Source organism: Parasutterella secunda, from assembly GCF_023336895.1.
Lineage (GTDB): Bacteria > Pseudomonadota > Gammaproteobacteria > Burkholderiales > Burkholderiaceae_F > Aphodousia > Aphodousia faecalis.
Genome location: NZ_JAMBLT010000001.1, coordinates 243,110 through 256,390 on the forward strand (window position 1 = coordinate 243,110; position 13,281 = coordinate 256,390).

Here is a 13,281-nt window from a genome sequence, read left to right on the forward strand (position 1 = left end):
GCATCGATAACGGCTCAAACCTAAAAAATCGCTTGCCCTTAAAAAAGAAAAAGACTACTGTAAAGAAAAGGGAATTCAATTGACGTTAGTCATGTTAGGTGGCTAGCGCTGTCCAATAACTTTTTTATAGGATGGAACATTATGTTATCTCGTCGTGATTGCTTGAAAGCCCTCTCCGCCCTAACAGTCTTCAGTATGACAGGAATGTCCCATGCGGCTAAAGCCGAATTTAATTTGAAATTTGGTCATACAGGCGCTCCGGATCACCATTACCAAACAATCGCGGAACTTTTTGGAAAGCGAGTGTCGGAATTGACTGGAGGAGGAGTGACTGTCTCCGTTTTCCCTTCTGACCAATTAGGTAAACAGTTGGAAATCACTGAAGGCGTGATGATGGGCACCCATGATCTCTGCCAAACGTCTGACACCATTCTTTCCAACTGGATTCCTGAAATGGGTATTGGCAACCTGCCCTTCATTTTTAACGATGACAACGATTATCGAAAGGTTTTTGATGGGCCTATCGGAGAAAAATTTGCCAAGTTAGTGGAACCGCACGGTGCAGTCGTGATCGGTTGGTGGGAAAATGGCATGCGCCATGTCAGTAACAACACCCGTGAAATCAAAACACCTGATGACATGAAAGGTATGAATATTCGCGTACCTGAAGGCGAAATTTTTGTTGATACCTTTAAAGCCCTGGGAGCGAATCCTACTGTTGTTTCCTTCGGCGAACTTTATTCAGCCTTACAGCTAAAGACCGTCGATGGTCAGGAAAACCCGCCGGCTCACATCGTTACTCAAAAATACTATGAAGTGCAAAAGTTTGTCAGCCGCACCGGTCATATTCATATGTCCTCTCCCATTTTGATGAACAAGGCGTTGCTCGAACGTATGCCGAAGGATTATCAGGCCGCCATTCTTCAAGCAGGTCGGGAAATGGGGCCGATCCACACCAAGATGGTTGACGATCTTGAAGTCCAACAATGGAAACAAATCGCTGATCTAGGTATGAAGATTACCGATGTTGACAAGGCTCCGTTCCGCAAAGCTGTTGAACCGGTTATTGAAAAATGGAAGGGAAAACTCAACGCCAAACTTATTGAAGAAGTTCAGGCTTGTGTCGCTGGATAATTTTCATCTAGCTATCTCTCGGCGCAACCGCGCCGAGAGATCTCCCTCTTATCACTCTTAGGAAAACAGGTCATGAAGATTCTTGACAAGATTAATTATTTCGTTGGGATTTGCGCAGCATTAATTACGATGATCATGACCGTACTCGTGCTGGTAGGTATCGTTTGCCGCTATTGCCTAAGCGTGCCTTTCCCTGAAGGGCAAGAATTGGCCATCTACGCAATGGTGTACGTGGTCATGTTGGGTAGCACTTGCGCCGTATATAACAAAACCCACATCGCCGTTACTTTTTTAGTGGAAAAGTTTCCCCTTAATTTAAGGCTGTTTGTGCGACTTTTATCTTATGTCGCCATGCTTATTTTCTTCTACATATTGTTGGATTACGGTTGGACGCTGACGCAACGTTCAATGTTGCAAATGTCACCTTCGACTGGCATTCCCGTCGGTTACGTTGTGATCTCCATTCCTTTTGCCGCCGCATTGTCGATCATCTACGTCATCAAACAGATTATTGAAGAATTCCAGAATTACCGTAACGGTAAACAAAGATAAAGGAGCGCGTTATGGTCACTGTTTTGTTTGTTGCTTTCTTCATAATGTTGCTCATCAGCGTCCCCATCGCGGTCGCCCTAGGTGTTGCCTCCGTATTGGCATTAGTTACTTGTAGCCATATGCCTCTGTTGCTCTTGCCCCAAAAGATTTTTAACGGAGTCAATACATTCACCTACATGGCTATTCCATTGTTCATGTTGGCCGGCGCTATCATGGCTGAGGCCAAGATCTCAGACCGTCTGGTAGGTCTTGCCTCACTGCTGGTTGGAAAATATCCTGGAGGTTTAGCCCACGTTAGCACGGGCGCCTCGGCCTTTTTCGGTGCAATTTCTGGTTCTGCTCCAGCAACCACCGCCGCCATCGGTTCTATTATGATTCCTTCGATGTCCAAGCGTGGCTATAACGGCGCTTTTTCTGCAGCAGTTGTCGCCGCCTCTGGAGCACTTGGTTTAATTATTCCTCCCAGCTTAACCATGGTGGTTTATGGGGTTTCCTCTGGAGCGTCAATCGGTGCGATGTTTCTCTGTGGAATCGTACCTGGTATTTTGATTGCGATGGCTTTAGTTTTTACAAACTATGTCATCGCTAAGCGTTCTGGCTTGCAAGCCGAACCCCCTGTTCCCAAAGAAAAAGTAGGTGAGATTGTTCGTGGCAGTATCCTCGCTTTGATGATGCCCTTTATCATCTTGGGCGGTATTTATGCGGGTATTTTCACTCCAACTGAATCTGCTGCAGTTGCCTGTCTTTACGGCCTATTGATCGGCTTCTTTGTCTACAAAAATCTTACTTGGAAGTCACTCATCAAAATTTTCCGTGACACTGCGGAAAGTTCAGCCCTTATCATGTTCTTGATGGGAACCGCCAATTTATTCGGGTTCATCATCACTTACGAGCAATTACCGCAGTCAATTGCCGCCGGCATCATGAATTTTACAAGTGATGTCACCGTGGTGATGTTCATCGTCTTATTCGTTTTGTTGGTTATGGGAACGTTTCTGGACAACGTAGCCGCTTTGGTTATTTTTGTACCGACAATGATGGGCGTGGTCAATGCGTTGCATATCGATAATGTCTATTTCGGTGTATTTACGATCATCGCCTTAGCGGTTGGTCAATTCACTCCACCTGTTGGACTTAATCTCTTTATCGCAGCCAACATCGCCAATGTTAGCTTCGAAAGCGTTGTTAAAGAGGTACTGCCCTACATCGGAACGTATGTTCTACTTCTGATAGTTTTTATTTTTGTTCCAGATCTTTTAACAATATTTGCCTAGCGTAAATTTTTCCACTTGGGGAGTGTTATAAAAGTCTGCGTTCTGGACTTGTTAACACTCCCAATTTTTAAATACATTACCGCTAGGCTCTCATTTGAGGTTTTACATAAATAGAAAGATCGAATTCACCTCAACAGAGAATAAAAGGAATGTTAATTATCAAGCGACTCTTCTTTGAGCTCAACTTTCAAAATTCCATAATTTAACTACTGTAACGGACGTCCCCAGAAAAAGTACACGGCCGAATCATTATCGCTTGTCTGACCAACAGCCAAATATAAGGGACCAAAAATCGAATCGGCTGCCACGTAAGCGCTGACTGCCTTTTTCCACACACCCAGGTCTTTATCACTCAGATAGGTAGGCAGCACATCTTCCTGAATCCGCCCCATTTCAAATCCGGCTCCGACGTAAATGGGAAAACCAAAGACATCAGTGTGTTGCAGACGCTTTGATAATTGCAGACGGCCCAAGACCATATCAGATCCACTGTATCGCCCGTAGTAGGCACCGGACATATTGAAAAGTCCTCCCAAAGGATAGCGCCCCGGGATTGTTGAAGAACCGGCCTTGCCGGACAACACACTCACCCAACCATCACCCCAATCCCACGGGAAAATAGTTTCCACATAATAGTCGGAGACCTCGGGATCAGCCGAATTTTCCATCTGATCATAGCGTCTGGCGCGAGCGTCCAAATAAAAACCTTGCGTCGGGAAATTAACATTATCCAGCGTATCGTATTGCCAACTGATTTCGACAAACGATGCTTCATCATCCATGGAGTTATACCCGGGGATTTCTCCTACAGAAACTTTACTTTGAGCCGAAACATAACCGACACCGGCTTTAAAAACAGAGGCTTTCCCAAGTTCTAAACCTAAAGACAGAGAGCCTTCCAGTGTTTTATTTTTTAGTGTTGCCACTGCGTGACTGGAGCCGTTGTACCAGTCATATCGTTGACTTTCATAACGAATTTCAGGCATGAAAAAAAGCGGACTGGCAGCGCCCAGCGGCTGATAAAAACTGGTGGAAAAATAGCTATCCTTCCCAATTTGCGCTTCGTTACGCCACTCTCCTCCCCAGGAATTTAACCACCCCATGGTATGAGCCACTAGGAAATCGAATGTATGCTCCTGATTGAAGTCCGTAGAAATCTTTCCCCCAACCCGAATAGTGTTGTAACCCCAAGGTTTTTCCTGCGGCCTCCAGACTAAAGTTTGAGTACCATTGGGTCCCGGTTCAAATGTGTACGGAACCAATGTGAAATCATCCGTTGCCCAAATTTTCGCACTCGCTTGAGCGATCTGATCCTCCGTAATGGGTTTTGTCAAATCCAAATCAGCGCTTTTTATAACGCTTTTCGGATTGACCACCTCTAACCCCTGAACTTGTACTGAGTCAACTTGTCTGGCTTCAGGCGGCTGAACCGCTGACTGCCGGGCCAAGTTCCACTGTTCAAACGTTTTTTGTGAAACCGCCAACCGCTTTAACTGAGGTTCATATTTTTTGGCGCTTTTCTCGCCGGCTTCAATAATAGCCTCGGCTTTCTGGAAATCCCCTGCATTGAAACCGGTTAAATCCGTTGTGATCAAAATGTCTTTTTCAGTCAAAAGGGATTTGGAGTGATCCACATTTCTTTCAGTCAAAATGCCAATCATTTGTCCCATCACGCCCGCCACAGAGTGGATGTCTTTGGATTTTCCTAAAGGCGTGCCGGCGTTAACCGCAATGATGATGTCCGCACCCATAGCCTTGGCCTGTTCAACGGGAAGGTTCTGCGCTAATCCACCGTCGACCAGCACATGGTTTTTATAGGGAAACGGAGAAAATGCTCCCGGCACCGACATTGAAGATCGCATGGCATCAGCCAATGTAACGTCCTTTTGCATCACAACAGCCTCTCCGGTATCCAAGTCTGTTGCAATCGCCGCAAAGGGGATAGAAAGTTTTGACAGGTCTGTCACTGAACTGACGTGCCGCGTTATGGATCGTAAAAAGATTTCCAAGTGTTGAGCCGGAACAACAGAGTCCGGGAAAAGTACTCCTTTTTTTGATAACCCTATTTCTTGTGTGCCCAATCCTTTGAAGTCGTCTTGCCTGCGACGCCAGTTAATCTCATCACGATCCGGGCGCAGGGCAAACATTTCTTTCCAATCCACTCCCAAAATAATGTCTTGCATTTGCTCCACGGAATAGCCCGAGGCATAACCGCCGCCCACCATGGCCCCCATGCTTGTACCGGCCACAATATCAATTTTTACACCAAGTCGTTCTAATTCACGGATAACCCCAACGTGTGAAAAGCCCCGCGCGCCGCCCCCTGAAAGAACCAGTGCGACTTTGGGCCTGGTAAGCATTGAAGAGTCTGCTTGTACGGTTTCGGCTGAGACGACCGAGCAAAGCATAAGGCTTAACGCAAGCAGTAAGGACTGAAAAACTCGACGAAACATGAACGGATTCCTTTTTAGTCCATCTTAATGTTAATTCGGCACTATTGCAGTATCATTTTCGGTATTTCGACGACTGTAGGAATTTTAAAAATGCGTATTTTGCTCACGGGCGGAGCCGGATTTATCGGTTCACACACGGCAGTAGAAATGACCAAAAGCGGCCATGAGGTGGTCATTTATGACAATTTCTGCAATAGCGACGCCTCCGTCTTAGAGCGGCTTGAAGAAATATTGGGTAAGCCTGTTACCTTTGAGGAAGGCGACATCCGTGACTACAGCCGTATGCATGAAGTGCTCAAAAAACACCAAATTGAAGCGGTTGTGCACTTCGCCGGTCTGAAAGCGGTCGGTGAGTCCGTGGAAAAACCGTTAGAGTACTACGACAACAATATCACCGGGACAATTACGCTTTTACGTGCCATGAAAGATCTCGGCATCAAACGCATTATTTTCTCATCAAGTGCCACAGTTTATGGTACGCCCCAATATTTGCCGCTTGACGAAAATCATCCGTTATCAGTCACCAATCCGTACGGACGCACGAAACTTCAGGTCGAAGAAATTCTGTCAGATCTCTGTGTGAGCGACCCTGAATGGTCCGCCGTTTGCTTAAGATACTTCAACCCGATCGGTGCGCATGAAAGCGGTTTAATCGGCGAAAATCCAAGAGGCATTCCTAATAATCTCTTACCTTATGTTGCCCGCGTAGCCGCCGGTCAACTGGAAGCGGTCCGCGTTTTTGGCAATGATTACGATACGCCGGACGGCACGGGCGTACGCGATTACATCCATGTTGTAGACTTGGCCAAGGGACATGTAAACGCCGCGCAATACAGCATGACTCACAAAGGATGGATCGCCATTAATTTAGGAACAGGTGTCGGCTACTCTGTTCTCGATATCATTCATGCCTACGAAAAAGCCTGTGGCAAACCCATTCCCTATAAGATCGTTGAGCGTCGTGCAGGCGATGTCGGCAGCAATTGGGCCAACCCTAAACGTGCATTGGAATTACTGGGTTGGAAAGCACAATATGGGCTAGAGGAGATGTGCCGTCACTCTTGGGCTTTCCAGAAAAATTGTCACTAAATTTCTTGGCAATAATGCTTTAATGTCGCACCTAACGCCTCCTGCCAGGGGCGAGGTGCTATTGACAGCTGCGAGCAAAGTTTTTGCGTATCAAGTCGGCAATTAAGAGGTCTCGGTTCCGACGACAAATAATCAGCGGTTTTTGCGCGAACAATATTTTTATTCGAAGCCCAACTTATGCCAGCTTCCTTGAGAACACGAAGAATGTATTGTGCGCACTCATAACGGGAACAAAAACCTTGATTGGCGAAATGATAAATGCCGTGAAGAGGTGTGCCGTTTTTGTCCTTACTCAGTAAAAGGTTAATGACTTCTGCCACATCTCTTGCGCTAGTGGGCGATCCCCATTGATCCGTCACGACAGAAACTTCCGATTGTTCCTGCAACCTTTTACAAAAACTCGAAACAAAATTGAGGTGACCAGGAGCGTGAAGCCAGGAAAGTCTGAGAATTAACGCTTGGAAATCGTGTTTTAAAACCAGATCCTCTCCTTCGGCCTTTGTTTTCCCATACGCGTTAACCGGATTCTTCTGATCGGATTCTTTCCAGGCTTTTTCTCCGTTTCCGTTAAAGACATAATCCGTACTTAAATGCACGAAATACGCGCCCAACTCCGAAGCGGCTTGAGCCATCAATGCCGGCGCTTCAGCGTTGACGGTCTGAGCCTCACAAAGATAGCGGGAAGCCTTATCAACGGCCGTAAAAGCCGCTGCATTGATAATAGCCTCGGGTTGCTCACACAAGAGATATCGATAAACTGCCTCGGGATAAAGCAAATCACCACCGAATTGTTGTTTCTGCGGACAAACCCAGTCGAAGTCATCTCTAAAAAGTTCTAGAAGAGAACTTCCTACTTGTCCGCCTGCGCCAAACAAAACAACCTTCAATTTTTCTTTCCCTTAATCGCGTCCAGATGCTTTTTCAGATAAATCCCCGTAACGCTCTTTTTATTTTTCATAATTTGTGCGGGCGTTCCGCAGGCCACGATTTCACCGCCATCCTGTCCTCCGTCAGGCCCCATATCCACAACCCAATCGGCCGAGGCAATGACATCCAAATTATGCTCAATGATTACAACGGTGTTGCCGGCATCACGCAGTTTTTTCACAACCTCAACCAGCATTTTGACATCCTCAAAATGAAGGCCTGTTGTAGGTTCATCCAAAATGTAAAGCGTTTGGGAAGTGTCCTTCCTCGACAATTCCAGAGCAAGCTTCATTCGCTGCGCTTCGCCGCCTGAAAGTGTCAAAGCGCTTTGACCTAATTTGACGTAGCCCAACCCCACATCCACCAAAGTATCCAACTTACGCGATATGATCGGATGCGTGGCAAAAATCTTTCTAGCTTCCTCTACGGTTAGGTTTAATACCTCCGCAATATTGAGTCCTTTATAGAGCACCTCCAGCGTTTCACGATTGTATCGTTGACCATGGCAATGTTCACATGGCACATACATATCCGGCAAAAAGTTCATCTCGACCTTAATAAAGCCTTCACCCTGGCAAGCCTCACACCTTCCCCCCTTCACGTTAAAGCTAAAGCGGCCGGCGTCATAACCACGTTCTCTAGCAGTGGGGGTTTGAGCAAAAAGATCTCTGATCGGCGTAAATAGACCCGTGTAGGTGGCGGGATTGGAACGCGGAGAACGACCGATCGGGCTTTGGTCCACACTGATAACCTTATCGAATAGCTCGCTTCCTTCTATGCGCTCAAAAGGTTCAGGCGACGCACTGGCTCGATAAAGTTTTTGCGCCAAAGCACGATAAAGCGTGTCATTGATCAAGGTTGATTTACCAGACCCCGAGACTCCGCTTACAACCGTAATTAAACCCACCGGGATTTCCAAATCCACATTTTTCAGGTTATGCCCCTTGGCTCCTATCAGTCTTAAAGCCTCTCCGGATCTGCGTTTAGGCTTACCTGAAGGCAGCATATTTTTCTCGCCGCTCAAATAAAGACCGGTCAGGGAATTCGGATTATGGGTAATTTGTTGAGGTGTCCCAAAGGCGACAACTCTGCCGCCGTCTTCCCCGGCTCTCGGGCCCATATCGACAACAAAATCCGCCGCCCGAATCGTATCCTCATCGTGCTCAACCACAATGACGGAATTACCCAAATCACGAAGGCGCTTTAACGTTTCTATCAGTCGGTCGTTGTCTCGTTGATGCAGCCCGATAGACGGTTCATCCAAAACATACATCACCCCGGTCAGACCCGAGCCGATTTGACTGGCTAGACGAATTCGCTGGGCCTCTCCGCCCGACAAAGTATCTGCCCGACGATCAAGAGTCAAATAGCCTAATCCGACATCTGTTAAAAAAGTCAATCGCTGCTCAATTGCCGCAACCAACTTTTTCCCAACCTCTGCCTTACTTCCTTCAATCTTGAGTCCTCTGAAGTACTCATGAGCTTGAGAAAGAGGCATGGCTGTGATTTCATAGATGGCCTTTTTATGGTTCCCGTGTCCGATGAAAACGTGTCTGGCCGCCTCTTTTAACCGCGTTCCTTTACAGGCATCACAGACTTTGAGTTCTCGATAGCGATTTAACTCCTCCCGAACCGCCTCATTTTGAGTTTCGGCATAGCGACGGTTCAAAATAGCGATCACCCCTTCAAAGATCTCTTTTTTATAGGTAACAGTTCCGGCCCGTCGATAAGGCATCTCAATTGTTTTGTCACCTAAACCCCATAACACAGCTTCCTGATCACTTCGTTTGAGCTGATTCCAAGGCGTCTCCGCATCAAAACCAACCGCTTTGGCTACGGCTTCTATCAAATCAAAGTTGTATAGGTTTCGCCTATCCCAACCGTGAATAGCACCTGAACTTAAAGACAACTCCGGATGACAGACAACGCTTTTTTCTGTAAAAACCATGCTCTCGCCCATGCCGTTACACACAGGACAAGCTCCCATAGGGTTATTAAATGAAAAAAGTCTTGGTTCGAGTTCTTCGATGCTATAACCACATTCTGGACAGCAGTAGTGACTTGAAAAAGGCTGTCGTTCACCGGTGTCCATATCCTCGATGACCACACGGCCATCGGCCAACCTTAATGCCGTCTCCAGGCTTTCTGCTAAGCGCTGCGAAGCATTAGGGCGAATTTTTAATCGATCCACGATGACATCTACGTCATGCCTTTCCCTCGGATCAAGTTGTGGCAATGTCTCCACCTCATAGCGGACGCCATCGACTTTAAATCGAATAAAGCCCTGAGTCTGCATATCTTGGAAAAAGCGATCAAAGTCTAATTTTTTCTGACGTACGACCGGCGCCAAAACCATGATTTTGCTTTCTGCAGGACCTTGCAAAATACGGTCAACCATTGAAGATACAGGCGTCACCTCCAAAGGCAAGCCATGGATTGGGCAGTAGGGAGTCCCGGCTCGAGCAAACAATAGGCGAAGATAATCCATGATCTCGGTGATGGTGCCAACCGTTGAACGCGGATTACCGTTAACCGCTTTTTGTTCAATGGCAATGGCCGGGGAAAGTCCTTCAATCAAATCGACATCCGGTCTTTCCATCAGATCAAGAAATTGACGTGCATAGGCTGACAAGCTTTCCACATAGCGACGCTGGCCCTCTGCATACAAGGTATCGAAAGCCAAAGAACTTTTCCCCGACCCCGACAAACCCGTGATAACCACCAACTGATCACGCGGAATATCCAGATCAATATTCTTTAGGTTGTGAGTGCGAGCCCCACGAATGTGAATGTCGCCGTGCATACTGTGTCGCCTTCAAAAAGTTAACTTTTGATTTTAGCGTCTTAAGCCCAATACAAACAAAATTATTTTTGCTGCATAAAAAGACCCTCAATACCTCCGGTAATTAGGGAAGGTATTGAGGGCAACCGCTTGAAGTTATTCTGTTATTTGTTAAGAGCCTTTAGCTCCAGCCAGTCGATTGAAGAATGGTGAGAGCCACAATAGCAATAATGAATGTAATGCCTGTGTACGGTAAAACATAACGCCACCATTGACGCAAATCCACTCCACTCATGGACAATGCGGCAGCCAAGACGGCGGAGACCGGCGTCACAAAGTTTGTCAAACCGTCACCCAATTGGAAGGCCAGACACATCACCTGACGGGTAATACCCAAAACGTCCGCGACAGGCACAAAGAGCGGGATAAGCATCGGTACCTTGGCAGGACCGGACGGAATTAACAGATTAATTGCCGTAGTAAAGAGGAACATACCGGAAGCGGTAAACGCATCACCTAACCCGCCGATAGCCGTAACAGCAGCGTAGGCAATCGTGTGCAAAATTTTGCCGTCCGTGAGCACAATCCCGACCACTTTGGCAAAACCGATCATCAAGCAAATACCACCCATGGCCGAAGCGCCTTTTAAGAAAGTAACGGCCAATTCGTTCGGATTGGTTCTGTTGACAATACCCACCACGATTACTGCCACCATGGCAAAAGCGATCAAATTGGGGAAGCCCCATGCGTAGGCTGCAGCACCATAAGCATAGAAAGCAAACGGCACCAACATGCACAGGGCCGTCACGATGTCTTTTGTACCCAAAACCGGAACACTCTTATTGAGTTCATCGTTGCCATCAGGCTCTTCAACACAACCCAAAATACTGCGAGAGGGATCTTTGCTGATCTTTAAGCAGTAACGAGTCGTGTAAATCACACAAAGAAGCGTCAAAGCTGCCCAAACAACTAAACGGGCACCCAAACCTGAAATAGGAGCAAGGCCTGCGGTCTCTTGAGCCATCAAAATAATGGCAACCGTCGGACCTGCGGCTTGACCCGTGATATAAGACAAATAAAAGATAGACAAAGCAGCGATTTTGTCCAAACGAAGCTTCTTCACCAAAAGCAAGCCCACCAGCACAAATGTAACCAATGAATCCTGACCGGCCAAGGCCCCGATCGCCGACATCAAAACAACGATTGCCGGTACCAAAACCGTAATGCTTTTGTCTTGAAGTTTATAGACCGAGTAATTGATCACGTTGTTAATAGCACCGGATTCAATCACCACGTAAATCAAACCGCCCATAATGAAGAGCAGTGCAAAAATCACACCCTGAGAGGCTACGCCGTTGGTTACTTCAACCAAAGCACGCCAGGGACTGATTGGTGAATTTTCCACCCAGTGGAAAGAATTTGGTACCACCAATCCCGTTTGCGGATCAATTTCATAAAGGCCAGCAGGCAGGATGTAGGTCAAACCGCAGCAAAATAGAATGATCAATAAAATCAAAACTAAAACGTGCGGGATGCTGAATCTGAACACCTTGTCAGAGAAACTTTCTTTTTGTTTTGTCATTTCCTAGCCCCTTTTTAAGCTTGCTCAAAAACGACTTCTGATACACCGTTTTCTTTGTTATCGATGATCTTGTGCACGGGATGCTTGCGGCTAAATTGCGGCCAGCACTGTTCATCAAATTCACCATCTTTGAAGAATTTGATCCACAACGTCTGCATCGTTTTTTGCAAACGAAGCATTTCTTCTTGAGTGGCCCCGGATAACATCGCAGCTTTTTCCCACGCTTTTAGCGTTCCGAAAACAAACGGCAATTCAATGGTATGGCAAGAGTCGTACACCGAATCGGGCGCCTTCCACATGAAACGGTATTTCCAAGTCGGGCAACCAGCCTCTTGAGTACGGGCTGCAAATTCCTGAGCGGGCCAGTCATAACGAGCTAACTGCATCGCCGCACTCTTTTTTTCACTTTCCGGATCACGAGCCAATGTAAAAGCATGCACTTCATCGGCAGTCGTTCCGATCACAATCTTGAGCTTTTTGCGAGCAGCGCCTTTAACAGCGGCGTCTATCGTTGCCTGGGTTGTGTGCCATTCATCTTTGACAGGACGGAAAATCATGCCGGCATACTTCGCTCCGCAGTCCTGTTTAAAGCAAGCGTCCGTGGCTGCCAATATTTCATCAACAGACTTTGAACGAATTTTTTCACCCAACTGATGATCGGTTGCGCTCAAACCCAAATGTTTAAAAATGGATTCTGAAACGGTAATGGCGTCCTGCATGGTGTGATTGCCACGACCGATGGACGGACTTTCCAAAATAGCTTTCTGGAACAAACCATCGGCTTCTTCAAGCCCCATCATATGAACAATGGCATTGCCACCGGCGGATTGACCAAACACGGTTACGTTGTCTGGATCACCGCCGAAGGCATGAATGTTTTTCTGAACCCAACGCAAGGCCTCAATTTGATCCATGATGGACAGGTTGTCGGTGTTTAAGGCCGGATGAACCAAAAAGCCTAATGCCCCAATACGGAAGTTCACCCCCACAACGACCATATGACCTTGTCGAGCCAATTCCGAGCCGTCATACCAATCAATGTTTCCTGCTCCACTCACGTTGGCGCCGCCGTGAAACCAAACGGCTACCGGCAATTTTTCGTTGACGTTCGGCGTTGAAATTTCCAGAGTCAAACAATCCTCGTCGTAGCGGCGATTAAGCGGCCCCATCGGACCTTCCAGATCAGACGGTCCTTGAGGAGCGATCGGTGTTTCTTTGGTGCAATCCAAAACACCATCCCAGGCTTCGGCAGCTTGAGCTGGCTTGAAACGACCTTCACCAGTTGTCGGTTTGCAGTAGGGGACGCCTCTGAACTTGAACACACCATTGCATTCAAATCCACGAACCAATCCGGTTTGCGTCATCACTTCAGGACAAGACATAAGAGCCTCCTGTTTATTTGTTCACTTGTTCGCTAAGTAATCTACTACTTTTTCTGTTTAACTGTGTATTGGGACTATCCCGATAGTGATTTCCTTTTCAAAACAG

The 13,281-nt window shown here is 46.9% G+C and carries 9 protein-coding genes; 4 read left to right on the forward strand and 5 right to left on the reverse strand.

The window, feature by feature from the left end; all coding sequences use genetic code 11:
- The first annotated feature begins 141 nt into the window (after window positions 1–141).
- The 3 genes from M3080_RS01140 to M3080_RS01150 all read left to right on the forward strand — a co-directional run bounded on the left by M3080_RS01140 (window position 142) and on the right by M3080_RS01150 (window position 2,960).
- Complete coding sequence (locus M3080_RS01140) at window positions 142–1,134, forward strand: TRAP transporter substrate-binding protein (protein ID WP_249091554.1); 993 nt, start codon at window positions 142–144, stop codon at window positions 1,132–1,134.
- A gap of 72 nt (window positions 1,135–1,206) precedes the next feature.
- Window positions 1,207–1,686: a TRAP transporter small permease gene (locus tag M3080_RS01145; protein WP_249091555.1), complete on the forward strand. Its 480-nt coding sequence runs from the start codon at window positions 1,207–1,209 to the stop codon at window positions 1,684–1,686.
- A gap of 11 nt (window positions 1,687–1,697) precedes the next feature.
- Window positions 1,698–2,960 carry a TRAP transporter large permease gene (locus M3080_RS01150; RefSeq protein WP_249091556.1) on the forward strand — a complete coding sequence of 421 codons (1,263 nt, stop codon included), beginning with the start codon at window positions 1,698–1,700 and terminating at the stop codon, window positions 2,958–2,960.
- A gap of 206 nt (window positions 2,961–3,166) precedes the next feature.
- Here M3080_RS01150 and M3080_RS01155 read toward each other — a convergent pair whose 3' ends face one another.
- Window positions 3,167–5,413 (reverse strand): patatin-like phospholipase family protein, encoded by a 2,247-nt coding sequence (locus tag M3080_RS01155; protein ID WP_249091557.1) that lies wholly within the window; start codon window positions 5,411–5,413, stop codon window positions 3,167–3,169.
- A gap of 90 nt (window positions 5,414–5,503) precedes the next feature.
- On the opposite strand from M3080_RS01155, the gene galE reads away from it, so the two are divergent.
- The gene (gene galE / locus M3080_RS01160) at window positions 5,504–6,502 is read left to right on the forward strand and encodes a UDP-glucose 4-epimerase GalE (RefSeq protein WP_249091558.1); all 999 of its coding nucleotides are present in this window, start codon (window positions 5,504–5,506) and stop codon (window positions 6,500–6,502) included.
- On the opposite strand, the gene rfbD is transcribed toward galE, so the two are convergent.
- From rfbD to M3080_RS01180, 4 genes are all read right to left on the reverse strand, one after another.
- Window positions 6,499–7,389, reverse strand: coding sequence for a dTDP-4-dehydrorhamnose reductase (rfbD, locus tag M3080_RS01165; protein WP_249091559.1), 891 nt, complete (start codon window positions 7,387–7,389; stop codon window positions 6,499–6,501). The two genes, galE and rfbD, sit on opposite strands and share 4 nt — an antisense overlap.
- Entirely contained in the window at window positions 7,386–10,232 is a 2,847-nt protein-coding gene (gene uvrA / locus M3080_RS01170; RefSeq protein ID WP_022472544.1) for an excinuclease ABC subunit UvrA, read from the reverse strand. The genes rfbD and uvrA overlap by 4 nt, the downstream gene beginning before the upstream one ends.
- 160 nt (window positions 10,233–10,392) lie before the next feature.
- The gene (locus tag M3080_RS01175) at window positions 10,393–11,793 is read right to left on the reverse strand and encodes an AbgT family transporter (RefSeq protein ID WP_022472545.1); all 1,401 of its coding nucleotides are present in this window, start codon (window positions 11,791–11,793) and stop codon (window positions 10,393–10,395) included.
- 14 nt (window positions 11,794–11,807) lie between these two features.
- Window positions 11,808–13,175, reverse strand: coding sequence for a carboxylesterase/lipase family protein (locus M3080_RS01180; RefSeq protein WP_249091560.1), 1,368 nt, complete (start codon window positions 13,173–13,175; stop codon window positions 11,808–11,810).
- Window positions 13,176–13,281: the final 106 nt, after the last annotated feature.

Coding starts and splice junctions, on each gene's coding strand:
- M3080_RS01140 (WP_249091554.1), top strand. CDS start 142: ATGTTATCTCGTCGTGATTGCTTGAAAGCCCTCTCCGCCCTAACAGTC.
- M3080_RS01145 (WP_249091555.1), top strand. CDS start 1,207: ATGAAGATTCTTGACAAGATTAATTATTTCGTTGGGATTTGCGCAGCA.
- M3080_RS01150 (WP_249091556.1), top strand. CDS start 1,698: ATGGTCACTGTTTTGTTTGTTGCTTTCTTCATAATGTTGCTCATCAGC.
- M3080_RS01155 (WP_249091557.1), bottom strand. CDS start 5,413: ATGTTTCGTCGAGTTTTTCAGTCCTTACTGCTTGCGTTAAGCCTTATG.
- galE (WP_249091558.1), top strand. CDS start 5,504: ATGCGTATTTTGCTCACGGGCGGAGCCGGATTTATCGGTTCACACACG.
- uvrA (WP_022472544.1), bottom strand. CDS start 10,232: ATGCACGGCGACATTCACATTCGTGGGGCTCGCACTCACAACCTAAAG.
- M3080_RS01175 (WP_022472545.1), bottom strand. CDS start 11,793: ATGACAAAACAAAAAGAAAGTTTCTCTGACAAGGTGTTCAGATTCAGC.
- M3080_RS01180 (WP_249091560.1), bottom strand. CDS start 13,175: ATGTCTTGTCCTGAAGTGATGACGCAAACCGGATTGGTTCGTGGATTT.